The organism is Pseudomonas sp. MHK4 (assembly GCF_054600775.1).
In genome coordinates, this window is record NZ_BAAIAK010000003.1 from 209341 (window position 1) to 232019 (window position 22679).

The 22679-nt window shown below is 61.4% G+C and carries 23 protein-coding genes; 12 read left to right on the plus strand and 11 right to left on the minus strand.

Translation table 11 applies throughout. The annotated features are described in order from the left end of the window. Nucleotides 1-7 precede the first annotated feature (7 nt). The 5 genes from pstA to ACYP2Q_RS09585 all read left to right on the plus strand — a co-directional run bounded on the left by pstA (nt 8) and on the right by ACYP2Q_RS09585 (nt 5557). Complete coding sequence (gene pstA, locus ACYP2Q_RS09565) at nt 8-1678, plus strand: phosphate ABC transporter permease PstA (protein WP_459730246.1); 1671 nt, start codon at nt 8-10, stop codon at nt 1676-1678. Between the two features lie 146 nt (nt 1679-1824). Continuing rightward, complete coding sequence (pstB, locus tag ACYP2Q_RS09570) at nt 1825-2658, plus strand: phosphate ABC transporter ATP-binding protein PstB (RefSeq protein WP_008064516.1); 834 nt, start codon at nt 1825-1827, stop codon at nt 2656-2658. Nucleotides 2659-2730: 72 nt separating this feature from the next. Then, nucleotides 2731-3492: a phosphate signaling complex protein PhoU gene (gene phoU, locus ACYP2Q_RS09575; protein WP_060540209.1), complete on the plus strand. Its 762-nt coding sequence runs from the start codon at nt 2731-2733 to the stop codon at nt 3490-3492. A gap of 80 nt (nt 3493-3572) precedes the next feature. After that, entirely contained in the window at nt 3573-4466 is an 894-nt protein-coding gene (locus tag ACYP2Q_RS09580; RefSeq protein ID WP_459730247.1) for a response regulator, read from the plus strand. A gap of 194 nt (nt 4467-4660) precedes the next feature. Then, complete coding sequence (locus tag ACYP2Q_RS09585; RefSeq protein ID WP_459730248.1) at nt 4661-5557, plus strand: peptidoglycan DD-metalloendopeptidase family protein; 897 nt, start codon at nt 4661-4663, stop codon at nt 5555-5557. A gap of 113 nt (nt 5558-5670) precedes the next feature. On the opposite strand, the gene ACYP2Q_RS09590 is transcribed toward ACYP2Q_RS09585, so the two are convergent. The 3 genes from ACYP2Q_RS09590 to phoB form a co-directional block, all read right to left on the minus strand. Beyond that, nucleotides 5671-7011, minus strand: coding sequence for a hemolysin family protein (locus ACYP2Q_RS09590; RefSeq protein ID WP_459730249.1), 1341 nt, complete (start codon nt 7009-7011; stop codon nt 5671-5673). Between the two features lie 123 nt (nt 7012-7134). Next, entirely contained in the window at nt 7135-8421 is a 1287-nt protein-coding gene (gene phoR, locus ACYP2Q_RS09595) for a phosphate regulon sensor histidine kinase PhoR (RefSeq protein ID WP_459730623.1), read from the minus strand. A gap of 81 nt (nt 8422-8502) precedes the next feature. Beyond that, nucleotides 8503-9192 carry a phosphate regulon transcriptional regulator PhoB gene (gene phoB / locus ACYP2Q_RS09600; protein ID WP_020797927.1) on the minus strand — a complete coding sequence of 230 codons (690 nt, stop codon included), beginning with the start codon at nt 9190-9192 and terminating at the stop codon, nt 8503-8505. A 152-nt stretch (nt 9193-9344) separates the two neighbouring features. On the opposite strand from phoB, the gene ACYP2Q_RS09605 reads away from it, so the two are divergent. Further along, on the plus strand, nt 9345-9731 hold the full coding sequence (locus ACYP2Q_RS09605) for a COG4315 family predicted lipoprotein (RefSeq protein WP_459730250.1): 387 nt from the start codon (nt 9345-9347) through the stop codon (nt 9729-9731). A gap of 62 nt (nt 9732-9793) precedes the next feature. Here the strand turns inward: ACYP2Q_RS09605 and ubiA are convergent, their stop codons facing one another. Further along, the gene (ubiA, locus tag ACYP2Q_RS09610) at nt 9794-10684 is read right to left on the minus strand and encodes a 4-hydroxybenzoate octaprenyltransferase (RefSeq protein ID WP_459730251.1); all 891 of its coding nucleotides are present in this window, start codon (nt 10682-10684) and stop codon (nt 9794-9796) included. Next, nucleotides 10684-11247 (minus strand): chorismate--pyruvate lyase family protein, encoded by a 564-nt coding sequence (locus ACYP2Q_RS09615; RefSeq protein ID WP_459730252.1) that lies wholly within the window; start codon nt 11245-11247, stop codon nt 10684-10686. The genes ubiA and ACYP2Q_RS09615 overlap by 1 nt, the downstream gene beginning before the upstream one ends. Nucleotides 11248-11447: 200 nt before the next feature. On the opposite strand from ACYP2Q_RS09615, the gene ACYP2Q_RS09620 reads away from it, so the two are divergent. The 5 genes from ACYP2Q_RS09620 (at nt 11448) to ACYP2Q_RS09640 (ending at nt 14520) form a co-directional block, all read left to right on the plus strand. After that, complete coding sequence (locus tag ACYP2Q_RS09620) at nt 11448-11618, plus strand: rubredoxin (protein ID WP_007995385.1); 171 nt, start codon at nt 11448-11450, stop codon at nt 11616-11618. 18 nt (nt 11619-11636) lie between these two features. Beyond that, complete coding sequence (locus ACYP2Q_RS09625; RefSeq protein WP_459730253.1) at nt 11637-12785, plus strand: NAD(P)/FAD-dependent oxidoreductase; 1149 nt, start codon at nt 11637-11639, stop codon at nt 12783-12785. A 194-nt stretch (nt 12786-12979) separates the two neighbouring features. Continuing rightward, entirely contained in the window at nt 12980-13255 is a 276-nt protein-coding gene (locus tag ACYP2Q_RS09630) for an HU family DNA-binding protein (protein WP_003213368.1), read from the plus strand. A 372-nt stretch (nt 13256-13627) separates the two neighbouring features. Beyond that, entirely contained in the window at nt 13628-14002 is a 375-nt protein-coding gene (locus tag ACYP2Q_RS09635; protein WP_459730254.1) for a DUF6124 family protein, read from the plus strand. Between the two features lie 146 nt (nt 14003-14148). Next, the gene (locus ACYP2Q_RS09640) at nt 14149-14520 is read left to right on the plus strand and encodes a helicase (RefSeq protein ID WP_459730255.1); all 372 of its coding nucleotides are present in this window, start codon (nt 14149-14151) and stop codon (nt 14518-14520) included. A 153-nt stretch (nt 14521-14673) separates the two neighbouring features. On the opposite strand, the gene ACYP2Q_RS09645 is transcribed toward ACYP2Q_RS09640, so the two are convergent. The 6 genes from ACYP2Q_RS09645 to exbB form a co-directional block, all read right to left on the minus strand. Then, nucleotides 14674-16074: an aminoacyl-tRNA deacylase and HDOD domain-containing protein gene (locus ACYP2Q_RS09645; protein ID WP_459730256.1), complete on the minus strand. Its 1401-nt coding sequence runs from the start codon at nt 16072-16074 to the stop codon at nt 14674-14676. A 77-nt stretch (nt 16075-16151) separates the two neighbouring features. Continuing rightward, complete coding sequence (gene recG, locus ACYP2Q_RS09650) at nt 16152-18227, minus strand: ATP-dependent DNA helicase RecG (protein ID WP_459730257.1); 2076 nt, start codon at nt 18225-18227, stop codon at nt 16152-16154. A gap of 8 nt (nt 18228-18235) precedes the next feature. Then, the gene (locus ACYP2Q_RS09655; protein ID WP_459730258.1) at nt 18236-19165 is read right to left on the minus strand and encodes a LysR substrate-binding domain-containing protein; all 930 of its coding nucleotides are present in this window, start codon (nt 19163-19165) and stop codon (nt 18236-18238) included. A gap of 190 nt (nt 19166-19355) precedes the next feature. Continuing rightward, nucleotides 19356-20105: a TonB family protein gene (locus ACYP2Q_RS09660; protein ID WP_459730259.1), complete on the minus strand. Its 750-nt coding sequence runs from the start codon at nt 20103-20105 to the stop codon at nt 19356-19358. Further along, complete coding sequence (gene exbD, locus ACYP2Q_RS09665) at nt 20102-20530, minus strand: TonB system transport protein ExbD (RefSeq protein ID WP_008064483.1); 429 nt, start codon at nt 20528-20530, stop codon at nt 20102-20104. The genes ACYP2Q_RS09660 and exbD overlap by 4 nt, the downstream gene beginning before the upstream one ends. A gap of 6 nt (nt 20531-20536) precedes the next feature. Then, nucleotides 20537-21511 carry a tonB-system energizer ExbB gene (gene exbB, locus ACYP2Q_RS09670; protein ID WP_459730260.1) on the minus strand — a complete coding sequence of 325 codons (975 nt, stop codon included), beginning with the start codon at nt 21509-21511 and terminating at the stop codon, nt 20537-20539. 189 nt (nt 21512-21700) lie between these two features. Here exbB and ACYP2Q_RS09675 point away from each other — a divergent pair, with 189 nt between their 5' ends. Beyond that, on the plus strand, nt 21701-22558 hold the full coding sequence (locus ACYP2Q_RS09675) for an SDR family oxidoreductase (protein WP_459730261.1): 858 nt from the start codon (nt 21701-21703) through the stop codon (nt 22556-22558). Nucleotides 22559-22679 lie beyond the last annotated feature (121 nt).

Here is a 22679-nt window from a genome sequence, read left to right on the forward strand (position 1 = left end):
GAAGTCTGTGAAACAGAACTCCCTGAAAGGATGGTTCAAGAGCGGCGCCCCCGGCGTCTGGATCAGCGGTGGCGCGGTGTCCATCGCGGTCATCATGACCATTGGCCTGCTGGCAGTGATTGCCGTGCGCGGCCTGGGTCATTTCTGGCCGGCGGACCTGATCCACGCCAGCTACGACGTGCCGGGCCAGGCCAATCACCTGGTCATTGGCGAAGTGGTGCAGAAGGAAGAAGTGCCGCGTGCGCGTTTGAAGAGCGCCGGCCTGCCGGTGCCTGAGCAAGGCCCGGAGTTCATGACCCGTGAACTGATCAAGGTCGGCAACCGTGACCTGAACGGCAACGACTTCACGTGGATCGTCGGCGAGTGGTTGACCAACCAGAAGACGCCTCCAGAGCTGATGGCGATCGAGCGTCGCGAGTGGGGCAATTTCTACGGCTACCTGGTCAACGTGAAACAGGACGGCAAGGTCATCGCCGAAGGCGAGGCTGCATGGCCGGAACTGCAGGCTCGTGTAGACCGCGTCAATCAGCTGGCCGCTCAGCTCAAGACCCTGGAAAAAACCGATATCGGCGCGATCAACGCCGGTCTCGAGCGCATCCGTCTGCACGGTCGCAAGCTGGAGCTGGATGGCAAACTCGATGCTGCCGCGCAAGCGGACATGGAATCCGAGCGCGCCGAGCTCAACGCTCGTTATCAGGACATCGAAGCCCGCCTGGCCGATCTGCATGCGCAGTTCAACCGCGACAGCCTGACGGCGCGCGATGCCAACGGCAAGGAAATCGAAATCGGCATCGGCAAAGTGGTTCACGCCTACCAGCCGAACGCCATGGGCACCTTCACCAAGATCGGCTTCTACTTCAGCAAGGTCTGGGAATTCCTGAGCGACGACCCGCGTGAAGCGAACACCGAAGGCGGGATTTTCCCGGCGATCTTCGGCACCGTGATGATGACTTTGATCATGGCGATGATCGTCACTCCGTTCGGCGTGCTGGCGGCGGTGTACCTGCGTGAATACGCCAAGCAGAACGCACTGACCCGGGTGATCCGTATTGCGGTGAACAACCTGGCGGGTGTTCCGGCCATCGTCTACGGCGTGTTCGGCCTGGGCTTCTTCGTCTATGTGCTGGGTGGCTCGCTCGACCGGTTGTTCTTCCCTGAAGCCTTGCCGGCACCGACCTTCGGTACGCCGGGCTTGATGTGGGCTTCGTTGACCCTGGCGCTGCTGGCGGTGCCGGTGGTGATCGTGGCCACCGAAGAAGGCCTGGCGCGGATTCCTCGCACCGTGCGTGAAGGCTCGTTGGCCCTCGGCGCGACCAAGGCGGAAACCTTGTGGAAGATCGTATTGCCAATGGCCAGCCCGGCGATGATGACCGGCATGATCCTCGCCGTGGCCCGCGCCGCGGGTGAAGTGGCGCCGCTGATGCTGGTGGGTGTGGTGAAACTGGCGCCGTCGCTGCCGGTGGATGGTAACTACCCGTACCTGCACCTGGACCAGAAGATCATGCACCTGGGCTTCCACATCTATGACGTCGGCTTCCAGAGCCCGAACGTCGAAGCCGCGCGGCCGCTGGTGTACGCCACGGCACTGTTGCTGGTGCTGGTGATCGCCACGTTGAACCTGTCGGCGGTGTACATCCGTAACCACCTGCGCGAGAAGTACAAGGCGCTGGATAGCTGATTTGCAGCATCAATGATTTCTATGTGGGAGCCAGCCTGCTGGCGATGGCATCACCGCGGTTTCAGAGTCAAACCGCGTCGCCAGCATCGCCAGCAGGCTGGCTCCCACAAAAAATGAACCGAATTTGTTAGCACAGGGAGCCTCCCATGCAGCACGAAGCACATACCCACGGCATCAACATGTCGGCACTGGGTCGCGACAAACAGAGCCTGAGCCTCGAGCAGGAAACCGTAGCCATCGAAGTGCCGGGCCTGAGCCTGTTCTACGGCGACAAACAAGCGCTGTACGACGTCAGCATGAACATCCCGAAACAGCGCGTGACCGCCTTCATCGGCCCGTCCGGCTGCGGCAAGTCCACACTGCTGCGAACCTTCAACCGCATGAACGACCTGGTCGACGGTTGCCGCGTCGAAGGCGCGATCAACCTGTACGGCAACAACATCTACCGCAAGGGTGAAGACGTGGCTGAACTGCGTCGTCGCGTCGGCATGGTGTTCCAGAAGCCGAACCCGTTCCCGAAAACCATCTACGAAAACGTGGTCTACGGCCTGCGCATCCAAGGCATCAACAAGAAGCGCGTACTGGACGAAGCCGTTGAGTGGGCATTGAAAGGCGCGGCGCTGTGGGATGAGGTCAAGGACCGCCTGCACGAGTCGGCACTGGGCCTGTCCGGTGGTCAGCAACAACGTCTGGTGATCGCCCGCACCATCGCCGTGGAGCCGGAAGTGCTGCTGCTCGACGAACCGTGCTCGGCACTCGACCCGATCTCGACGCTGAAAGTAGAAGAGCTGATCTACGAACTGAAATCGAAGTTCACCATCGTCATCGTGACCCACAACATGCAACAGGCCGCGCGGGTTTCCGACTACACGGCGTTCATGTACATGGGCAAACTGGTGGAATTCGGCGACACCGATACCCTGTTCACCAATCCGGCGAAGAAGCAGACCGAAGACTACATCACCGGTCGTTACGGCTAGGAAAGCTGTGGTTGCTCACTGAACTGACGCTGCGGCCCACCGCACCTTACCGGACGCTCCAAGGACGCCAACATGATTAGTAAAGAAGGCCTTACCCACCACATTTCCGCGCAATTCAACGCCGAACTGGAGGAAGTGCGCAGCCACCTCCTGGCCATGGGCGGGCTGGTTGAGAAGCAGGTCAACGACGCGGTCACGGCGCTGATCGAGGCCGACTCCGGCCTGGCCCAGCAGGTGCGCGAGATCGACGACCAGATCAACCAGATGGAACGCAACATCGACGAAGAATGCCTGCGCATCCTGGCCCGTCGCCAGCCGGCGGCGTCCGACTTGCGCCTGATCATCAGCATCTCCAAGTCGGTGATCGACCTGGAGCGCATCGGTGACGAAGCGACCAAGATCGCCCGTCGCGCCATCCAGCTGTGCGAAGAGGGCGAAGCGCCGCGCGGTTACGTCGAGGTGCGCCACATCGGCGACCAGGTGCGCAACATGGTCCGTGATGCGTTGGATGCGTTTGCCCGTTTCGACGCCGACCTGGCGTTGTCGGTGGCGCAGTACGACAAGATCATCGACCGCGAGTACAAGACCGCCCTGCGTGAGCTGGCAACCTACATGATGGAAGACCCGCGCTCTATCTCGCGGGTCTTGAGCATCATCTGGGTCTTGCGTTCGCTGGAGCGTATCGGCGACCACGCGCGCAATATCTCGGAGCTGGTGATTTACCTGGTGCGCGGCACTGATGTCCGTCACCTGGGTCTCAAGCGCATGAAAGAAGAAGTTGAAGGGACCGGTGGCGAAACCGCTAATGTTCCGGGCAAATCTGACGATAAGTAAGATTGCCCAACTAAAGCGCCCGGCCTATTGGCCGGGCGTTTTCGTTTGGGGGTCACCGGGATTTTTTAAAGGGGTTATGGATGAGTAAGGTCAGTGTGTTGGTCGTGGACGATGCTGCGTTCATTCGTGACCTGGTGAAGAAATGCCTGCGCAACTATTTCCCGGGCATGCGCATCGAAGACGCGGTCAACGGCCGCAAGGCTCAGTCGCTGCTGGCAAGGGAGGCATTCGACCTGGTGCTGTGCGACTGGGAAATGCCAGAGATGTCCGGCCTGGAACTGCTGAGCTGGTGCCGCGAGCAAGACAGCCTCAAAGGCATGCCATTCGTGATGGTGACCAGCCGTGGCGACAAGGAGAACGTCGTCCAGGCGATCCAGGCCGGCGTTTCCGGCTATGTCAGCAAACCCTTCACCAACGAGCAACTGATCACCAAGGTCAAGCAGGCGCTGCACAAGGTCGGCAAACTCGACAGCCTGATGAGCGTGGCGGCGACCAAGACGATCTCGGCCTTCGGTAACGACACCCTTAACGCATTGACCAGCGGCAAGCCTGTCGTGAGCGCTCCGGCGGCCGCTGCAGCGTCCCCAGGATTACTCAACAGCCCGCCAGTCAAGGCGCCGGTGGCTGCCGGCGGCGGTGGGCGTGGCCAGGGTCAGCTGCGACTGCCCAATGGCATCCAGCAGTGTGTGATCAAGGCGCTGAGCCTCAAGGAAGCGCTGCTGGTGGTCAAGCGCACCGACAGCCTGCCGCAGGTTCTCGACAGCGCCGTACTGGATCTGGAGCAAGGCGACAGTGCCGAAGTGGCCCGCCTCAATGGCTACCTGCACGCCGTGGTGGCCCATGAACCCAAGCCCGACAGCGACTGGCTGCAGTTGACCTTCCGCTTCGTCGATCAGGACGCGCAAAAGCTCGACTACATTTCGCGATTGATTGCTCGCGGGACCGCGCAGAAGCACTTTATTCCTGGCGCTTAAGACCGCCTTCGCGAGCAAGCGCGCTCCTACACTTTGGAATGCGTTCCAAATGTGGGAGCGGCGGTGCGGCGATCCGACTTGCCCGCGAAGAGGCCCTCGAAATCACCGTACATCCATCTGAACATCTGCCGACTTCACAGGTCCATTGCGCCTGCTAGGCTCAATCCCAAACCTGACTCGACAGAATCCCGCCCATGTTCGCGCGCCTGCTGTTTTTCTGTGGTCTTTTCATCGCCTCGACTTCGGCCATGGCCATGACCATCTACAAGTCCACCGACGCCAATGGCGTGGTCTCCTACAGCGACCACCCCACGAAAGGCTCCAGCGTGTTCACGTTCCGCGATCGCATGGTCGAAAACCTCGAGCGTCAGGTGTACCTGGTCATCATGAAAAAGGACGGCGTGGACAGCGTCTACGTGCGCAATGACCTGTATGCGCCGGTCGAAATCGAATTGAGTTTCACCGGGTTGAAGAACGTCAGCGGTGCGCCGAGTCGGCCCATTCGTCGGGTGATGCCTTTGCGCAGCAGCATTCGCCTGGCGCAGCTCACGGCGAGCAAGGCCGGTCAGCCAATCGCCTATCTTCCCAAGTTCGAATATTCCCTGGGCGACCCCGCAGGCGCTGCCTTGGCCTACCGATATCCCTACCCCTGGCGTGGCGGGCCGTTTCGCGTGAGTCAGGGTGCCGAAGGCCAGTACAGCCATTTCGGCCCGAGGAATCGCTATGCAATTGACATCGCCATGCCGGAGGGCACGCCGATCATTGCAGCGCGTGGCGGGATGGTGGTGAAGACCGAAAACGGGCAGACCGGGCGCGGTACCGATCCATCAGGCAATTTCGTGCGGGTGCTGCACGATGACGGGACGATGGGTGTGTACCTGCACCTGCAAAAAGGTTCGGTCAGCGTTCGCGAAGGACAGCGGGTGGGGGTGGGCAGCCCGCTGGCGCTATCGGGCAATACCGGCAACAGCAGCGGGCCGCATCTGCACTTCGTGGTGCAGCGCAATACCGGGATGGGGCTGGTATCGATCCCGTACCAGTTCAAGCAACCGATGGGGGCGCTGCCCAACTTTGCGTTGGGCAAACAATAATGCGTTGACTGACCTGACGTCTTCGCGAGCAAGCCCGCTCCCACAAGGTTTACACGGTACCTGTGGGAGCGGGCTTGCTCGCGAAGGGTTCGACTCGGTTCCAGATCAGCCCATCAATCGAGCATCAACACCTTGGCCAGCACAATCTTCGGCCCTTTCATCTTCTTGATGATGATGCGCAGGCCTTCGACTTCCAGCACTTCTTCCTCTTCCGGTACGCGCTTGAGGCTTTCGTAGACCAACCCTGCGAGGGTTTCCGCTTCTACGTGGTCCAGGTCGATGCCCAACAGCCGCTCGACCTTGAACAGCGGCGTATCGCCCCGTACCAGCAGCTTGCCCGGCTGATAGGCGAGGATGCCGCGCTCGGCCTTGCGGTGTTCATCCTGGATATCGCCCACCAGCACTTCCAGCACGTCCTCCATGGTCAGGTAGCCGATGATGTTGCCATCGGCTTCCTCGACCACGGCGAAGTGCGAGCCGCCCTTGCGGAACTGCTCCAGCAACTGCGACAACGGCATGTGCCGCGACACACGCTCCAGCGGGCGGGTCAGTTCGGCCAGGTTGAACGACTCGGGAATGTGGTCCAGCGCCGCCAGTTCAAGCAGCAGGTCCTTGATGTGCAGCAGGCCGACGAACTCCTGGCGCTCGCTGTCATACACCGGGTACCGGCTGAACTTGTGGCGACGGAACATCGCCAGGATTTCCTTGAGCGGCGCATTGAACTCCAGGGTCACCAGGTCTTCGCGGGAGTTGGCCCAGTCGACCACTTCCAGTTCGCCCATTTCCACGGCCGAGGCCAGTACGCGCATGCCCTGGTCGCTCGGGTCCTGGCCTCGGCTGGAGTGCAGGATCAGCTTCAGTTCTTCGCGGCTGTAATGGTGCTCGTGATGCGGGCCGGGTTCGCCCTGTCCTGCGATGCGCAGGATCTGGTTGGCACTGGCGTTGAGCAGGTAAATAGCCGGGTACATGGCCCAGTAGAACAGGTACAGCGGCACGGCAGTCCACAGCGACAGCAATTCGGGTTTGCGGATGGCCCAGGATTTCGGAGCGAGCTCGCCGACCACGATGTGCAGGTACGAAATGATGAAGAACGCGGTGAAGAACGACACGGCCTTGACCACTTCCGCCGACTGAACGCCGACGGTCTCGAGCAACGGCTCGAGAATGTGCGCGAACGCCGGCTCGCCGACCCAGCCCAGGCCCAGGGAGGCGAGGGTGATACCCAATTGGCACGCCGACAGGTAGGCATCGAGCTGACTGTGCACAGTGCGCAGGATGTGCCCGCGCCAGCCGTGTTGTTCAGCGATGGCCTCGACCCGGGTCGAGCGCAATTTGACCATGGCGAATTCCGCCGCAACGAAAAAGCCGTTGAGCAACACCAGGATCAGAGCAAAAAGAATCATGCCGAAGTCGGCGAATATTGTTGCGAGGGTCAAGCCAGGGGAAGGGTCCATGATGGAGTTTTGCGGGTTCCGTGTATTCGAAAGGGAAGAAAAATGTGTGCCTGAAGTGCAGGCACAAGTCAGCCAATGTAGCGGCTGACTGGATAATTGCCTAGTGGCACGTGCTGGCCGGTATCAATCGGCGGTGCTGATCACTCTGGATTGGCTGACCTGGGCAGGGGCGAAATGGCAGGTGAAGGTGCTGCCGTGACCCGGCACGCTGCTGATTTCCATACGCGCGCGGTGGCGCAACAGCACATGCTTGACGATCGCCAGGCCCAGCCCGGTGCCACCGGTGTTGGAATTGCGGCTGGAGTCGACGCGGTAGAAACGTTCGGTCAGGCGCGGCAGATGTTTGCTGTCGATGCCGATCCCGGAGTCCTGCACGCTCAGGTGCGCGCCTTGCTCATCGCCCCACCAGCGAATGCGGATGTTGCCTTCGGCCTGGGTATATTTCACCGCGTTGAACACCAGGTTGGAAAACGCACTGCGCAATTCCGCTTCACTGCCCTTGAGCAGGATCGTCGGGTCGGCTTCCAGGGTGATTTTCTGGTTTTTCTGGCCGGACAGCTGCTGGGCGTCACCCTTGATCGATTGCAGCAAGCTGTCGATGGCCACCGGCTGGTTGTCCGACGGATAATCGGTGGCTTCCAGCTTGGCCAGCAACAGCAGGTCGTTGAGCAAGGTCTGCATGCGCCCACCTTGCTGGTGCATTTGCTGCAGGGCACGGGTCCAGCGCGGGTTCACTTCCTCGACGTTATCGAGCAGGGTTTCCAGATAGCCACAGATCACCGTCAGCGGCGTGCGCAGTTCGTGGGAAACGTTGGCGATGAAGTCTTTGCGCATCTGCTCCAGCTGATGGATACGCGTCACGTCGCGCACCAGCATCAGGTGTTCATTGTTACCGTAGCGGGTGATGTACAGCTGGATGCGCATCCGGTCGTTGGTCGGCGAAGGGATTTCCAGCGGTTCGGCGTAGCTGTCCTGCTCGAAGTACTCCTTGAAGCGCGGATGGCGTACCAGGTTGGTCACCGGCTGGCCGCTATCCTGTGGCGTCTTGAGGCCCAGCAGGGTTTCGGCGGCGCGGTTCCACCATTCCAGGTTGCCGTCGGTGTCGAGCATGACCACCGCGTCCTTCAAGGCGGCGGTGGACTCCTGGACCCGGTCGATGACCGCCTGCAGGCGCCCGCGAACGCGTTGGTCGCGACGTTGCAGGTGGTAGATGCTGTCGAACACTTCGCCCCACAGGCCGTAGCCATCGGGTGGCGCTTCATCGGGTTTGTGCAGGCGCAGCCATTCGTGCAGGCGCAGCAGTTGCTTGAGGGTCCAGGCCAGGTAAACACCAAGTCCCGCGGCGAGGCTCCAGCCGTAGTAGCCGGTGATCAGGCCGATCACCAGGCAGGCGGTGACCAGCAGCAGCATGTGGCGAATCAGGGTGCCATGCCAGTTTTGGTTCACTTTAAAGCGCGTCCTTGTCAGCTTGTCGGGCGGTGAACGTCCGGATCAGGCTTTGGTAGAAAAACGATAACCGGTGCCGCGCACGGTTTGTACCAGGTTTTCGTAGGCATCGCCGAGGGCTTTGCGCAGGCGCCGGATGTGCACGTCGACGGTGCGCTCCTCGACATACACGTTGCCGCCCCAGACCTGGTCCAGCAACTGGCCACGGGTGTAGGCGCGTTCCTGGTGGGTCATGAAGAACTGCAGCAGACGGTATTCGGTCGGCCCCATTTCCGCCGGTTTGCCGTCGATGGTCACGCGGTGGCCGATCGGGTCGAGCAGCAGTCCGCCGACTTCGATCGGCGCCTCGCCGTCGCTAGGTCCGGCGCGACGCAGCACGGCCTTGAGGCGCGCGACCAGCTCGCGTGGGGAAAACGGCTTGGTGATGTAATCGTCGGCGCCGACTTCCAGGCCCTGGATCTTGTTGTCCTCTTCACCCTTGGCGGTGAGCATGATGATCGGGATGTCCCCGGTCAGCTCATCGCGCTTGAGGCGGCGGGCCAGCTCGATGCCGGACGTGCCGGGCAGCATCCAGTCGAGCAGGATCAGGTCCGGCTTGCGGTCGACGATAATGGCGTGGGCCTGCTGGGAGTTCTCCGCCTCCATGCAGTCATAGCCGGCCATTTCCAACGCAACGGCGATCATTTCGCGAATGGGCGCTTCGTCGTCGACGATCAGAATGCTCCTGCCAACCATGCCTTAATCCTCTTGTCATTTAACTGTCTTGCGCCGCATTAGATAACGGAATTATTGCAGTCGTGTGACAGTATTTTAGTCCCCCGGCGATTGTCATGAACCTGGACTAAGCTCTAAGTCCGAATCCTGACTACCACAAACGGAAGGTTTCCATGAAACACATTGCTCAATCCTGGAAGGCTTTGCTGGTGACTGCTGCGCTAACGCTGCCGACCATGGCCTTCGCCGCCGATCCGGCGATGATGAAAGACGGCATGATGGTCGACCATAAGGGCATGACCCTGTACACGTTCGACAAGGACTCGGGCGGCAAGTCGATGTGTAATGACGAGTGCGCCAAGAACTGGCCACCGATGATGGCGCCGGCGGGTGCCACGGCTTCAGGCAAATGGAGCGTCATCAAGCGCGATGACGGAACGAGTCAGTACGCTTACGACGGCAAGCCGCTGTATACGTTCGTGAAGGACAAGAAACCCGGTGACATGGTAGGCGACAACATGAAGGACGTCTGGCACGTCATGCATGAGTCGCAGAAGTAACCGTAATCCAAAAAAAGATCGCAGCCGCCTGTAGCTGCCGCAGGCTGCGATCTTTTAAATCCTCAACGCAACCCGTAATCGAGCACAATCCCGACAAAAATCGCCAGCCCGGCCCAATGGTTGTGCAAAAACGCCTTGAAACAGCGCATCCGGTCCTTGCCACGGGTGTACCAGAACTCCCAGGCAAAACAGCCTGCCGCCACCGCCAGACCCAGGTGGAACCAGCCCCCCAGCTCGAATTTCGACCCGGCCAGCAACAGGCAACCCAACGCCAACCCCTGCAGGGTCAGGATGATCACCCGGTCGGCCTCGCCAAAAAGGATCGCCGTGGATTTCACGCCGATCTTCAAGTCGTCGTCGCGGTCGGTCATTGCGTAATAGGTGTCGTAGCCCACCGTCCACATCAGGTTGGCGATGTACAGCAGCCAGGCCGCCGCCGGCAGTGCTCCGGTTTCGGCGGTGAACGCCATCGGCATCCCCCAGGAGAACGCCGCGCCCAGCACCACCTGCGGGTAATAGGTGTAGCGCTTCATGAACGGGTAACTGAATGCCAGCGCCAGGCCGCCGAGTGACAACCAGATGGTGGCGGCATTGGTGCACAGCACCAGCAGGAAACTCACGCCCATCAGCAGCGCAAAGAACACCAGGGCTTCCCTGGAGCTGATCTTGCCGCTCACCAGCGGTCGTTGTTCGGTGCGTTTCACATGGCCGTCGACCTTGCGGTCCGCCCAATCATTGATCACGCAGCCGCCCGCGCGGGTCAGCACCACGCCAAGCACGAAAATCACGATATTGGCCAGGGACGGCGAGCCCTTGCCGGCAATCCACAACGCCCACAACGTGGGCCACAGCAGCAGGTAGATGCCGATAGGCTTGTCCATGCGCGTCAGCTGAATGAAGTCCCAGGCCCGGGGATTCAAGCGGTTCAAGGACTTGAGCAGGCTCTGGTACATCAGCAATTCTCCGGATGGGCGCCGGCGGCGCTCCACAGGGTCGGCAGGAAGATCTCGGCCACCAGCACACTCAAGGCACCACGGTCGAAGCGTGAGCGGCGGCCCCATAACTCAGGCGCTCGTACTTCGGTCGGCAGCCACGCCTGGGGATAGTGACAAACCTCGATGGCCCGGCGCTGAAAGGCGTGATCGCAAAACAGCAATTCGCCCAGGGAGCGGCTGCCCAACTCGTCCATGTGCAAGCCGTCGCCCTGCAGCGCACTGCGTGCCGCGACACTTCGGGCAAACACCAGGGCTTGCCCGTGACCCCGCAAATACACCTCGCGCACCCAGCCTTCACTGCCTTCGGCCAGGTCGAGCGCGGCGCATTCGTCAGCGCGCAGGGTCTGCCAGCCTTCGGACAACGGCGTGACGCTGAACGCATTATTCGTCAGGTGAATGAGGCGCCTGGTCAGCGAGCCATGATCGAACAACCAGTCGAGGATAGACGTGTCGGGCAGAGGCGTCAGTTGGCTTTGAGTGAGCCAGAGTGGGGGCGGGCATGGGGATTCTGTGTGTTGCACAATGAGTCATTATTGGCAGCAAAGGAGGTCGCGAGCTTACCATGTCAGCCACGGATTTTGATTGATCCGGCCGCCCGTTGCGCCGAACAGGCTTGCATCTGTTGGGCTCGATCAGTAAAAAACGCTTTGAGCGCGATGGCAGTGCAGTAACCATCGACCGTCCGCGCCGGCAATAGCCTGAATTTCGAGGAAATACCTGAATGAAAAAGTGGCAATGTATCGTCTGCGGCCTGATCTATAACGAAGCCGACGGTTGGCCCGATGACGGCATCGCGCCGGGCACCCGTTGGGAAGACGTCCCGGCAGACTGGCTGTGCCCGGACTGCGGTGTGGGCAAGATGGATTTCGAAATGATCGAAATCGCCGCCTGAATAACTGAGGAGTGATGCATGAACGCACCTGTCGTAATCGTTGGTACCGGGCTGGCGGGCTACAACGTCGCTCGCGAGTTTCGCAAACTCGACAGCGAAACTCCCCTGCTGCTGATTACCGCCGATGACGGGCGCTCCTACTCCAAACCCATGCTCTCCACCGGATTCGGCAAGAACAAGGATGCCGACGGCCTGAGCATGGCCGAACCGGGCGCCATGGCCGAGCAGTTGAAGGCCGAGGTGCGTACGCATACCCGCATCAGTGGCATCGACCCGGGCCACAAGCGCCTGTGGATCGGCGAGGAAGCGGTGATCTACCGTGACCTGGTGTTGGCCTGGGGCGCCGAAACCGTGCGCGTGCCCATCGAAGGCGACGCAGCGGATTGCGTGTTCCCGATCAACGACCTGGAAGACTACGCGCGCTTTCGCGCGGCAGCGGCCGGCAAGCGTCGGGTATTGTTGCTGGGCGCCGGCCTGATCGGCTGCGAATTCGCCAACGACCTGACCCTGGGTGGCTACGAAGTGCAACTGGTGGCGCCATGCGAGCAGGTCATGCCGACCCTGTTGCACCCGGCGGCGGCCGCAGCGGTCCAGGCCGGGCTGGAAAGCCTGGGCGCACGCTTCCATCTCGGGCCGGTGCTCAATCGCCTGCAACGCGTCGCTGACGGCCTGGAAGCCCATCTGTCCGACGGTCAGGTCATCCCGTGCGACGTGGTGGTGTCGGCCATTGGCCTGCGACCACGTATCGACCTGGCGGCGGCTGCCGGTTTGCAGGTCAATCGTGGTGTGGTGGTCGACCGTCACCTGCAAACCTCCCACGTCAACATCTACGCCCTGGGCGACTGCGCCGAGGTCGATGGGCTAAACCTGTTGTACGTGATGCCCCTGATGAGCTGTGCGAGGGCGCTGGCTCAGACCCTCGCCGGTAACCCGACGGTGGTCAACTATGGCCCGATGCCCATTACCGTGAAAACCCCGGTCTGCCCATTGGTGGTATCCCCGCCGCCACGGGGCTCGGAGGGCGTTTGGACGGTCGAAGGGCAGGGGGCTGACATCAAGGTTTTATGCCGCGACAGCAACGGCAAACTGCTCGGATATGCCCTCACAGGCGCGGCGGTGATGGAAAAACTGGCCCTCAATAAAGAGCTTCCGGCACTGCTGGCGTAAATACCGGTCGTTCTGTCGGAATCACCCCCCTTTTGCCCATACATTGGCCGCGCCGACACTGGCGCGGCTCCTCGCTGCGTGCCATCCTCACTCCCGTCTGCCGCAGAGTAGAGCACCTGCGGCGCTTTGGGCGCTGCTCCGCAGAGAGCAGCACGGACATAACAACAACAAACCGTCAAAGGGGCTTCACTCATATGCGTAAACCAGAACTCGCCGCAGCCATTGCTGAAAAAGCAGATCTCACCAAAGAGCAGGCCAACCGCGTCCTCAACGCCGTTCTCGAAGAAATCACCGGCGCCCTGCACCGCAAGGACAGCGTGACGCTGGTAGGTTTCGGCACCTTCCTGCAACGCCACCGCGGTGCCCGCACCGGCAAAAACCCGCAAACTGGTGAGCCCGTCAAAATCAAGGCCAGCAACACTGTTGCGTTCAAACCGGGTAAGTCGTTGAAAGACAGCGTTAATCCGTAATTCGCCTCCCCCGTTGCGGGGTTGCTGAAAAAAATGGGCACGCCAACCAGGTTGGGTGCCCATTTTTTTATCACGACGCCGGCCCTTGTAGGAGCTGGCTTGCCAGCGAAAGCGGGGTGTCAGGCAACATACAACTGGAAGCAATACGTGGCCATCACCAAGCGGACGGGTCCTTGAGTTTGAAGCGGGTGTAGGATCGGCGCGCGGGGAGGTGAGTGTGCGTGCAAACGGCGGGTTTTAAATTTTTAAACAGGGCTGGAAAATGATGAAATCGCTTACAAAATCGAGGAAGCATCCGACGCTTTTTTAAGGTTGGCCTTCGGAAGCGCGAGAGTTAGCGTGGTCACTCCCAATATTCCTCGGAGATTCACCATGCCCAAGGTCAACGATGTGCCCGCCGGACCAGAAACCGAAAGCATCACCCCGTACATGTCCGCCACTTCAAGAAAGTTGCACCAGGCCGCCAATCGCGCCCTGGACCATTACCTGAAACCCAATGCACTGGTCATGACCGGCGCCCATACGCCCAGCACGATCTTTGTCGTGGCGCCTGACATCGACAACGAAACGCTATTGGCCCACGCCTGTGAGTCGTTGGCGTCGGCGAATGTCATGGCGAGTGAAATCGCCGCGATGCTGGAAGGGGCGCACCGCAGCACGATGCTGGCGCTGCAGCAGGTGATCATGCTCGGTGAGTTGGCGGTGAATCGGGTGCTGGATAACGTCGCCCCGTCGCAGCCTGTCTGAGCCCGCGCAGGCGCGCTTTGTCAGTGACTTGGTAGTCATCGGCGTCAAAAAAACAGGCATCTCCTTCTAACGTATCGCAAAGGTGGCATTTTGGCTTGTAATCGCTACACTGCGCCGGCCGTTCATTTTCTTTTGAGGCTGTGCGCATGAAATTTCGTTTTCTGCTGTGGATGATGGGTGTATTGATGAGCCGGGCCAGTCGCTCCAATCCTGCGTTCCAGCAGCAGCTGGGTGACAAGGCGTTGGTGTTTCAGCTGCAGACCCTGGACGGGAAAGTGGCGCGGCACTTCCGGGTGAAGGATCAGCGCATTACCAGCAAGGCGGGTGTGCACGCCGAACCGGCATTTGCGATTGCCTTCAAGGACGCCGCGTATGGTTTTGCCACGATGCAGGCGAAGAACAAGCAGTTGGCGTTCATGACGGGGATTCAGGACAAGTCGATCCAGATCAAGGGCAACCCGGCGCTGGTGATCTGGTTCCAGGGGTTGACCAAGTATTTGAAGCCTAAGAAGGTCTAGGAGCGAGCTTGCTCCGGGCGGCGTTCCGACGAAGATCGCCAACGATAACGCGTGCATCTTGGAAAAACGCGACGTGCTTGCGTTTTTCGCGAGCAAGCTCGCTCCTACAGGGGGGCGGTGATTCCTGTGGGAGTGAGCCTGGTCGCGAAGCTTTTATGCTTGGCTGAATTGCGAGGCGAGTTCGCGCAACAGCACTTCAGCTTCGAGGACTTTGCTGACGACTTCTTCGGCCTTGGCGCGGCTCAAACCGAGGCGCTCCAGTAGCGCATCGGGGATGTCTTCGTCCGGTCCGGATCCGATGCCCCGGCTGCGCAGCAGGCGCACGGCCAGGCACACCAGGTTCGGGTACTCGGCGAAGGTGCCGTCGTAGGTTGGGTCGTGCTGGAAGCGCAGCGCAGTGGTGAGTTCTTCCGGCATGTCCCAGTAGCGCATCAGCCATGAGCCGATCTGTTCACGGCTGATGCCGAGCAGGTGTTGCTCCACAAAGCTGTGACACAGGTGCGGATTGACCTCCAGGTGGCGGCAGATCAGCGAGAAGTGCGGCGGGAACACATGGGCCAGCAACAGGTAGCCGAAGTTGTGCAGCAGGCCCGCAAGGTAGGTCAGGCCCGCTTCCGGGCGCTGGGCGCGGGGCATGGCGCGGGTGAGGCCTTCGATGACCGCGGCCGTGTAGATCGATAGCTGCCAGTACGGTGTGCTGTGCTGCGGGCGGTCCTTGGGCAGGCTCAGGGTTTTACCCAGGGCCAGGCCCAGCGCAAGGTTGATCACCAGGTCGAAGCCCAGTACCCGGACGATCGCGTCTTCGACTGAACGAATCTTGCCCGGTGAGGCGTAGTACGGCGATGCAGCCCAACTCATCACCTGCGCGGCCAGCGCCGGGTCGGTTTCGACCACACCGGTAATGTCGTCGATGGTGGCGTTGGGGTCGACGCGCAGCTTGATGATCTTCTGTGCCGTTTCAGCCAGCGGTGGGATCTCGATGGTCGCTTCCAGTCGCTGCTGGATACGTCGCGCGGTGAACGCCTGGACGGCCTGGGAAATCTCCTCGCGGTCATCGTCAGGGCGATTGAGATTGGGACGGATGCTGCTCAGGTTCTCGCCGAAGTTGGCGGCGCTGGCCTTGGCCAGCATGGACCTGAAGGCTTCACTGGTGATCTCCAGCAGTACGCCCGGCTCACCCGAGTTGACCAGCACCATGGGCTCGCGCAACAGGCTTTCTTCATACAGGCAGGGCGAGCTCGTCAGCGATGGCAGGCCCGGCAGCAGGCTCAGGTTGTGTTTGCCGAGCATTTTCTCCAGGCGTTCGGTCGATACGGCCGCAAGGCGCCGGCCTGTGAGTTCGGTCAGGCGATTGAGGTCCAGTAATTGACTCTGCGGATACAGCACCATCAGCGCGCCGACACTGTCATCGAGCAGCACGGCCTGGACTTTGCGCGCGGCGTTCAGGCCGTGATGGTCGAGCACTTCTTCGAAGGCAATGCCCATTTTGCCCAGCAGCAGCCGAATGACCGACGGACTGTGCGGGGTAGCGGGTGCGAGGGCAACTTCGGTCATGGTCTGTATCCGTTCCAAAACAATTCAGGAGTATAACCAGCTTGCTCAAAACCATGGTCTGGAAACTGAGGCGGTGCTCACACTTGGCCGTATTGCTGCCCATGGCGCAACCAGCGGTCCAGTAGCGGGCTGACATGGTCAGGCCAGCGTTCCAGCAATGCTTGGGCGGCGTCGCGAACGGCGGGCAGTAGATCGGCATCGCGCATCAGGTCGGCGACCTTGAATTGGAGCAGGCCGGTTTGGCGCGTACCGAGCATTTCGCCGGGACCGCGCAGCTCGAGGTCTTTTTCGGCGATCACGAAGCCATCGTTGGTTTCGCGCATGATACCCAGCCGCTGGCGTCCGATCTGTGACAACGGCGGGTGATAAAGCAGCACGCAATGGCTGACCGCGCTGCCCCTTCCGACGCGGCCGCGCAACTGGTGCAGTTGCGCCAGGCCCAGGCGCTCGGGGTTTTCGATGATCATCAGGCTGGCGTTGGGCACGTCCACGCCAACTTCGATCACGGTGGTGGCGACCAGTAGCTGCAGGTTGCCAGCCTTGAATTGGGCCATCACCTCGGCTTTTTCGGCAGGTTTCATGCGGCCGTGAATCAGCCCTACTTTCAACTCGCCGAGGGCCGCGGTGAGGTCCTCGTAGGTGGTTTGCGCGGCCTGGCAGGTCAGCTCTTCCGACTCTTCGATCAGCGTGCATACCCAGTAGGCCTGACGCCCTTCGGCGCACGCCCCCCGGACCCGCTCGATGACTTCGACGCGCCGGGTGTCGGTGACCAGTACGGTATTGACTGGGGTGCGACCGGGTGGCAATTCGTCGAGGATCGACGTGTCGAGGTCGGCGTAGGCGCTCATCGCCAGAGTGCGTGGAATTGGCGTGGCAGTCATGATCAGTTGATGCGGGCACATGCGCCCGCCGACGCCTTTCTGACGCAATGCCAGACGTTGTTGCACGCCGAAGCGGTGCTGTTCATCGATGATCACCAGCGCGAGATTCTTGAACTGCACTTCGTCCTGAAACAGCGCGTGGGTGCCGACCACCATGGGTGTGCCGCTGGCGATCTGTTCCAGCGCAGCGACGCGGTTCTTGCCCTTGAGCTTGCCGGCCAGCCAGGCGACTTCGATGCCCAGCGGTTCGAGCCAGCGCTTGAAGGTGATGTAGTGCTGTTCGGCGAGTATCTCGGTCGGCGCCATCAGCGCGACCTGATAACCCGCTTCCAGGGCCTGCAGTGCGGCGAGGGCGGCGACCACGGTCTTGCCGGCGCCGACGTCACCTTGAATCAGGCGCAGCATCGGCTCGTGCTGACTGAGGTCGTAGGCGATTTCGTTGCCGACCCGCTGCTGCGCGCCCGTTGGGCTGAAGCCGAGATTGGCCAGGTACTTGCCCGGCAGCCGGGTGGCCTTGGGCATCGCCGGTGCGCGCAGCGAACGCATGCTCTCGCGCAGGCGTTGCTGGGACAGTTGATGGGTCAGCAGCTCTTCGAAGGCCAGGCGGTGCTGGGCCCAGTGATGACCCAAAGCGAGTTCGTCGACGTCGGCATCGGCAGGCGGGTTGTGCAGGTAGCGGATCGCATCGGCCAGGGGCGCCAGTTGGTAATCGCGGGCCAGTTCCTTTGGCAGCCAGTCGGGCAGGCTGCTGGGACCGAGCAGGGTCAGGGTTTGCATGCACAGCTGGCGCAGGCGCTGTTGGGTCAGGCCTTCGGTGAGCGGGTACACCGGGGTCAGGGTTTCATCCACGGGCGGCGGTTCGTCGCCGGTGATGGCGCGGTATTCCGGGTGGTAGATTTCCAGCCCCGAGGCACCGGGCCGCACTTCGCCGTAGCAGCGAATCCGCGTGCCGCGCTTGAGGCCTTCCTTCTGTGCATTGCTGAAATGATAAAAGCGCAGGCTCAGACCGCCGGTACCGTCCTGCATGCGCACGACGAGGCTGCGGCGCCGGCCCATGACCACGTCGGCGCCGCTGACGGTGCCTTCGACCACGGCATCCTGTCCCGGTCGCAAGTGGCCGATCGGCACCACGCGGGTGCGATCCTGATAACGCAGCGGCAGGTGAAACAGCACGTCCTGGAGGTTCTCCAGGCCAACCTTGGCCAGTTTCTCGGCCATGGCTTCGCCGACACCCTTGAGTGCCGTCACCGACACTTGCGACAACTCGGTCATGGCGTTGCTTAACCCGCTGTTACCGGTGCCGCGGGTTTGGCCACCGAGCACAGGCGAATGGAGTCAGCGAGGATTTCAATGGCCTTCGGCCGCGGGAAACTCGCACGCCAGGCAATGGCCACGGTGCGATAGGGCGTTGGCGGCGACAGCGGGCGAACTTCGATCACGCCGGGGGCGTAGTGATGGCTGTCGACTGCCGACAGCGGCAGGATCGAAATGCCGAGGCCGGAAGCCACCATGTGGCGGATGGTTTCCAGGGAGCTGGACTCCACCGTGGTGTGCTTGGCACCGTCGTTGCCCTTGGTCAGGGTCGGGCAGGCTTCGAGTACCTGGTCGCGGAAGCAATGGCCTTCGCCGAGCAGCAGCAGGCTCTTGTCGTTGAGCAGGCTGGCGTCGATGGTTTCTTTCTGTGTCCACGGGTGCTGGGCCGGCATCAGGACATAGAACGGCTCGTCATAGAGTTGCAAGGTCAGCACGTCGGCTTCGTTGAACGGCAGGGCGATGATGATCGCGTCGAGCTCGCCATTGCGCAGTTTGTCGCGCAGCACGTGGGTGAAGTTTTCTTCGATGTACAACGGCATCTGCGGGGCAACCCGGTGCAGTTGCGGAATCAGGTGGGGGAACAGGTACGGGCCGACGGTATAGATCGCACCGACTTTCAATGGCGCGGTCAGCTGGTTCTTGCCGGCCTGGGCCAGTTCGCGGATGCCTTGGGCCTGCTCAAGCACCTTTTGCGCCTGGGCGACGATACCTTCGCCGACCGGGGTCAAGCGCACGGCGCTTTTGCTGCGCTCGAAAATCAGCACACCGAGTTCGTCTTCAAGCTTTTTCACGCCCACCGACAGGGTTGGCTGGCTGACGTGACAGCGCTCGGCGGCATGGCCGAAGTGCTGTTCTTGGGCGAGGGTAACGATGTAGCGTAATTCTGTGAGGGTCATAGCAAGCGTCCATGAAGTTGCGGGCCAAGCATACCGGCTGCAATCGATAGACGCACGTTATCAGACTGGACGTATATGTAGGAGCGAGCTTGATCGCGAAAAACCTGAGACCGTCGCGGGTATCAGGCTTCAAGCGTTATCGTTCGATTCCTTCGCGAGCAATCGAGCGTCGACCGGCTGCTCCTACACATTACCGCCGACGTTTTTCCAGCGAATAAACAAACGGTGCAACAATTTCGATGGAGCCATTGGTCAGCATATCTGCCGGTGGCTTGGGCAGCGGTTGCGCCCGCCGGATCATTTCCAGGGTCGCCCGGTCCAGATCCGCAGTGCCGGACGCACCCACCAATTCAAACGACAGCACGTTGCCTTCCCCGTCCACCACGAAACGCAGCCGGTTCATGCCTTCCTTGCCCCGTGCCTGTGCACTGGCCGGGTACTTCTTGTACTTGGCCAGGTGGGCGAGCAGGGTGCCTTGCCAGCTGGCCTTGGCGGCCTGTTGAGCAGGGGACGGACCCGGCGCAGGCTGGGCGGATTTCTCCGTCGGGGCCTGGGTCGGTTGTGCCTCGCTCGGCTTGGCTTCCGAGGGTTTTTCCTTTGGCGGCTCGGGCTTTTTCTCTACCGGCTTGGGCGGTTGCGGCTTCGGCTTGGGTTTGACCGGCTTGGGCACGGCAATCTCGGCCTTCGGCGCTTCGGCAAGCTTGGGTATCGGCAGTTCTTCGACCGGAGCGGGCGGCTGCGGTGGCGTGACGACCTTCGGCGGTGCAGGCGGTGGCGGGGCGGGAACCGGTGCCAGCTCGACCATCATTGCCTGGGGCGGCAATTCGATGGGCGGGTGGGCGGTCCAGTTCACGGCCAGCGCGATCGCTAACGCGTGAACGCCCAGCACGATTGCCAGGCTACCGCTGTAACGCGTCAGCTTATGGCGCGTAGTGATCATTTCTTGGCTGCCGTCTCAAGTCCGACCAGGCCCACCTTCAGGTAACCGGCGGCACGCAGATTGTCCATCACGCTCATCAGGTCGCCGTAATCCACGCCTTTATCGGCCTGGAAGAAGATCGTGGTGTCTTTCTTGCCCTGGGTCCTGGCGTCGAGCGTGGCGCCCAGTGCTTCGGCCTTCACTTCGTCTTCACCAAGGAACAGGCGCTGGTCAGCCTTGACGCTGAGGAACACCGGTTTCTCGGGCCGCGGCGCCGGTTTGGCGGTGGATGCGGGCAGGTCGACCTTGATGTCCACGGTGGCCAGCGGGGCTGCCACCATGAAGATGATCAGCAACACCAGCATTACGTCGATGAACGGCGTGACGTTGATTTCGTGGTTTTCGGACAGATCGTCGTCTGCCCCTTCTTTCAAATGCAGGCCCATGGCCGATTACCCCACTTTCACCATGTGCGGTTGCGAGCTGCGCTCAGGCTGGTGGTCGAGGTCGCGGCTGACCAGCAGCAGGACTTCTGCCGACGCATCGGAGACCTGCGCCTTGTAACCGGCGATGGAGCGGGCGAACACGTTGTAGATCACCACCGCGGGGATCGCTGCAACCAGGCCCAGAGCCGTCGCCAGCAGGGCTTCGGCGATGCCGGGGGCAACGACGGCGAGGTTGGTGGTCTGGGTCTTGGCGATGCCGATGAAGCTGTTCATGATGCCCCATACGGTACCGAACAGGCCGACGAACGGCGCGGTGGAACCGATGGTGGCAAGGACGCCGGTGCCGCTGCTCATGTTACGACCGCAGGCAGCTACCAGGCGCTCAAGACGGAAGCTGACGCGTTCCTTGATGCCTTCTTTCTCGCGGCTGCTGGCCGACAAATGCATTTCTTCCAGGGCGTCATGGACCAGCAGGTTGGCAAGGGTGCCTGGCTTGGTTGCCGATGCACTGGCTTCCTTGAGCGTGGAGGCTTTTTTCAGGTGTACGATTTCAGTGCGCAGACGACGCTTGGCGCCCATCAGCTCGAAGCCTTTGGCGATCCAGATAGTCCAGGTGATGATCGAAGCGATGGCCAGGCCGATCATCACGATTTTCACGATGATGTCGGCGTTCTGGTACATGCCCCATGGCGACAGGTCATGGGCCATGCCCAAGGAGTTGTCGGCTTCGAGGACTTCGGGGGCGTCTTCACCGAGAGTGTCTGCCGGTACTGCCTGGGCAGGATCGGTCGCGGCCGGAGCCACTGCCGGGGCGGCGTGGTCGGTCGGAGCAGGTGCAGCGGCGGCAGCCGGGGTGGCGGGTGCTTGTGCATCAGCAAAGGCGGCGGTCGGCGCCAGCATCAGGCTGAGTAGCAGGGCGGCCGCCGCGCTCCAGGCGCGAGGTCGTTTGGTTGGCGAAGCGGAGAGTGGATTACGTGTCATGCTGGGCCGGACCTGAGAGAAAAAGACAGTTAATGTTCTTCCAGGCCTCGTGAGGCCGAGAACAAAGTGGTCCGCATTATTGCAAGTAATTCTTGTTAACAGAAGTAATAGAGTCTCTTTTTTTCCTGCATTGCTAGCCGCTCGTCCATTGCCAGCGCTGGTTTGTCCCTTTTTGAGGAGAGTTTTCTGATGTCCGCACCCTCTGTATTGATCGCCGGTTGCGGTGATGTCGGCAGTCGCCTGGCCACCCAATTGCTGGTTGGCGGGTGGGAGGTCCATGGCCTGCGCCGCGACGTTTCACGCCTGCCCGACGGGGTTGTCGGGGTGGCCGGCGACTTGTTCGACAAAGAGTGTCCAGGGACCTGGCCCATCGGTGCGGTGGATTATCTGGTGTACTGCGCGGCCGCCACCGATCACGATGAGGCCGGTTACCGCGCTGCCTATGTCCAGGGCCTGCGGCATGTGCTGGAGTGGCTGGGCGACTATGGGCAGGTGCCCAATCGCTTGCTGTTCGTTTCCAGCAGCAGTGTGTATGGCCAGCAGCAGGGCGAGTGGATTGACGAGACTTCGCCCACCGTGGCGGCGGGTTATTCAGGGCGGGTGATGCTCGAGGCGGAGCAGATAGCCCGGGGCAGCGGCATCCCGGCCAGTATCGTGCGACTCACCGGTATCTATGGCCCGGGGCGCGAGTGGTTGCTGACGCAGGTTCGCCGGGGGTATCGCGTGGCGGTCGATCCGCCGTTGTATGCCAATCGAATTCATGCCGACGACGCCGCCGGATTGATGGCCTGTCTGCTCGAGGCGGATCGGCGTGGCGTGGCGCTGGATGACGTCTATATAGGCGTTGATGACGCGCCCGCGGCGCTGGCGGATGTGGTGGGCTGGTTGCGCGAGTATCTGGGGGTGACCGAGTGGGCGGAGGACGCCACTGTGCGCCGCACCGGGAGCAAGCGTTGCAGCAATGCGCGGGCGCGGGCGTTGGGTTGGGTGCCGACGTATCCGAGCTTTCGTGAGGGGTATGCAGCGATCATTGAAGGGCGTTGCTGATTTGTAAACGCCACAAACCCCTTGTAGGAGCGAGCTTGCTCGCGAAAGCGGCCTAACAGGCAACAAATATGTTGAATGTTATGGCCTCTTCGCGAGCAAGCTCGCTCCTACAGGAGTTATG

Bases quoted from the DNA above. Each gene is read 5' to 3' on its own strand.
- pstB (WP_008064516.1), top strand. From the start codon at position 1,825: ATGCAGCACGAAGCACATACCCACGGCATCAACATGTCGGCACTGGGT.
- phoU (WP_060540209.1), top strand. From the start codon at position 2,731: ATGATTAGTAAAGAAGGCCTTACCCACCACATTTCCGCGCAATTCAAC.
- ACYP2Q_RS09580 (WP_459730247.1), top strand. From the start codon at position 3,573: ATGAGTAAGGTCAGTGTGTTGGTCGTGGACGATGCTGCGTTCATTCGT.
- ACYP2Q_RS09585 (WP_459730248.1), top strand. From the start codon at position 4,661: ATGTTCGCGCGCCTGCTGTTTTTCTGTGGTCTTTTCATCGCCTCGACT.
- ACYP2Q_RS09590 (WP_459730249.1), bottom strand. From the start codon at position 7,011: ATGGACCCTTCCCCTGGCTTGACCCTCGCAACAATATTCGCCGACTTC.
- phoR (WP_459730623.1), bottom strand. From the start codon at position 8,421: ATGCTGCTGCTGGTCACCGCCTGCCTGGTGATCGGCCTGATCACCGGC.
- phoB (WP_020797927.1), bottom strand. From the start codon at position 9,192: ATGGTTGGCAGGAGCATTCTGATCGTCGACGACGAAGCGCCCATTCGC.
- ACYP2Q_RS09605 (WP_459730250.1), top strand. From the start codon at position 9,345: ATGAAACACATTGCTCAATCCTGGAAGGCTTTGCTGGTGACTGCTGCG.
- ubiA (WP_459730251.1), bottom strand. From the start codon at position 10,684: ATGTACCAGAGCCTGCTCAAGTCCTTGAACCGCTTGAATCCCCGGGCC.
- ACYP2Q_RS09620 (WP_007995385.1), top strand. From the start codon at position 11,448: ATGAAAAAGTGGCAATGTATCGTCTGCGGCCTGATCTATAACGAAGCC.
- ACYP2Q_RS09625 (WP_459730253.1), top strand. From the start codon at position 11,637: ATGAACGCACCTGTCGTAATCGTTGGTACCGGGCTGGCGGGCTACAAC.
- ACYP2Q_RS09630 (WP_003213368.1), top strand. From the start codon at position 12,980: ATGCGTAAACCAGAACTCGCCGCAGCCATTGCTGAAAAAGCAGATCTC.
- ACYP2Q_RS09635 (WP_459730254.1), top strand. From the start codon at position 13,628: ATGCCCAAGGTCAACGATGTGCCCGCCGGACCAGAAACCGAAAGCATC.
- ACYP2Q_RS09640 (WP_459730255.1), top strand. From the start codon at position 14,149: ATGAAATTTCGTTTTCTGCTGTGGATGATGGGTGTATTGATGAGCCGG.
- ACYP2Q_RS09645 (WP_459730256.1), bottom strand. From the start codon at position 16,074: ATGACCGAAGTTGCCCTCGCACCCGCTACCCCGCACAGTCCGTCGGTC.
- recG (WP_459730257.1), bottom strand. From the start codon at position 18,227: ATGACCGAGTTGTCGCAAGTGTCGGTGACGGCACTCAAGGGTGTCGGC.
- ACYP2Q_RS09655 (WP_459730258.1), bottom strand. From the start codon at position 19,165: ATGACCCTCACAGAATTACGCTACATCGTTACCCTCGCCCAAGAACAG.
- ACYP2Q_RS09660 (WP_459730259.1), bottom strand. From the start codon at position 20,105: ATGATCACTACGCGCCATAAGCTGACGCGTTACAGCGGTAGCCTGGCA.
- exbD (WP_008064483.1), bottom strand. From the start codon at position 20,530: ATGGGCCTGCATTTGAAAGAAGGGGCAGACGACGATCTGTCCGAAAAC.
- exbB (WP_459730260.1), bottom strand. From the start codon at position 21,511: ATGACACGTAATCCACTCTCCGCTTCGCCAACCAAACGACCTCGCGCC.
- ACYP2Q_RS09675 (WP_459730261.1), top strand. From the start codon at position 21,701: ATGTCCGCACCCTCTGTATTGATCGCCGGTTGCGGTGATGTCGGCAGT.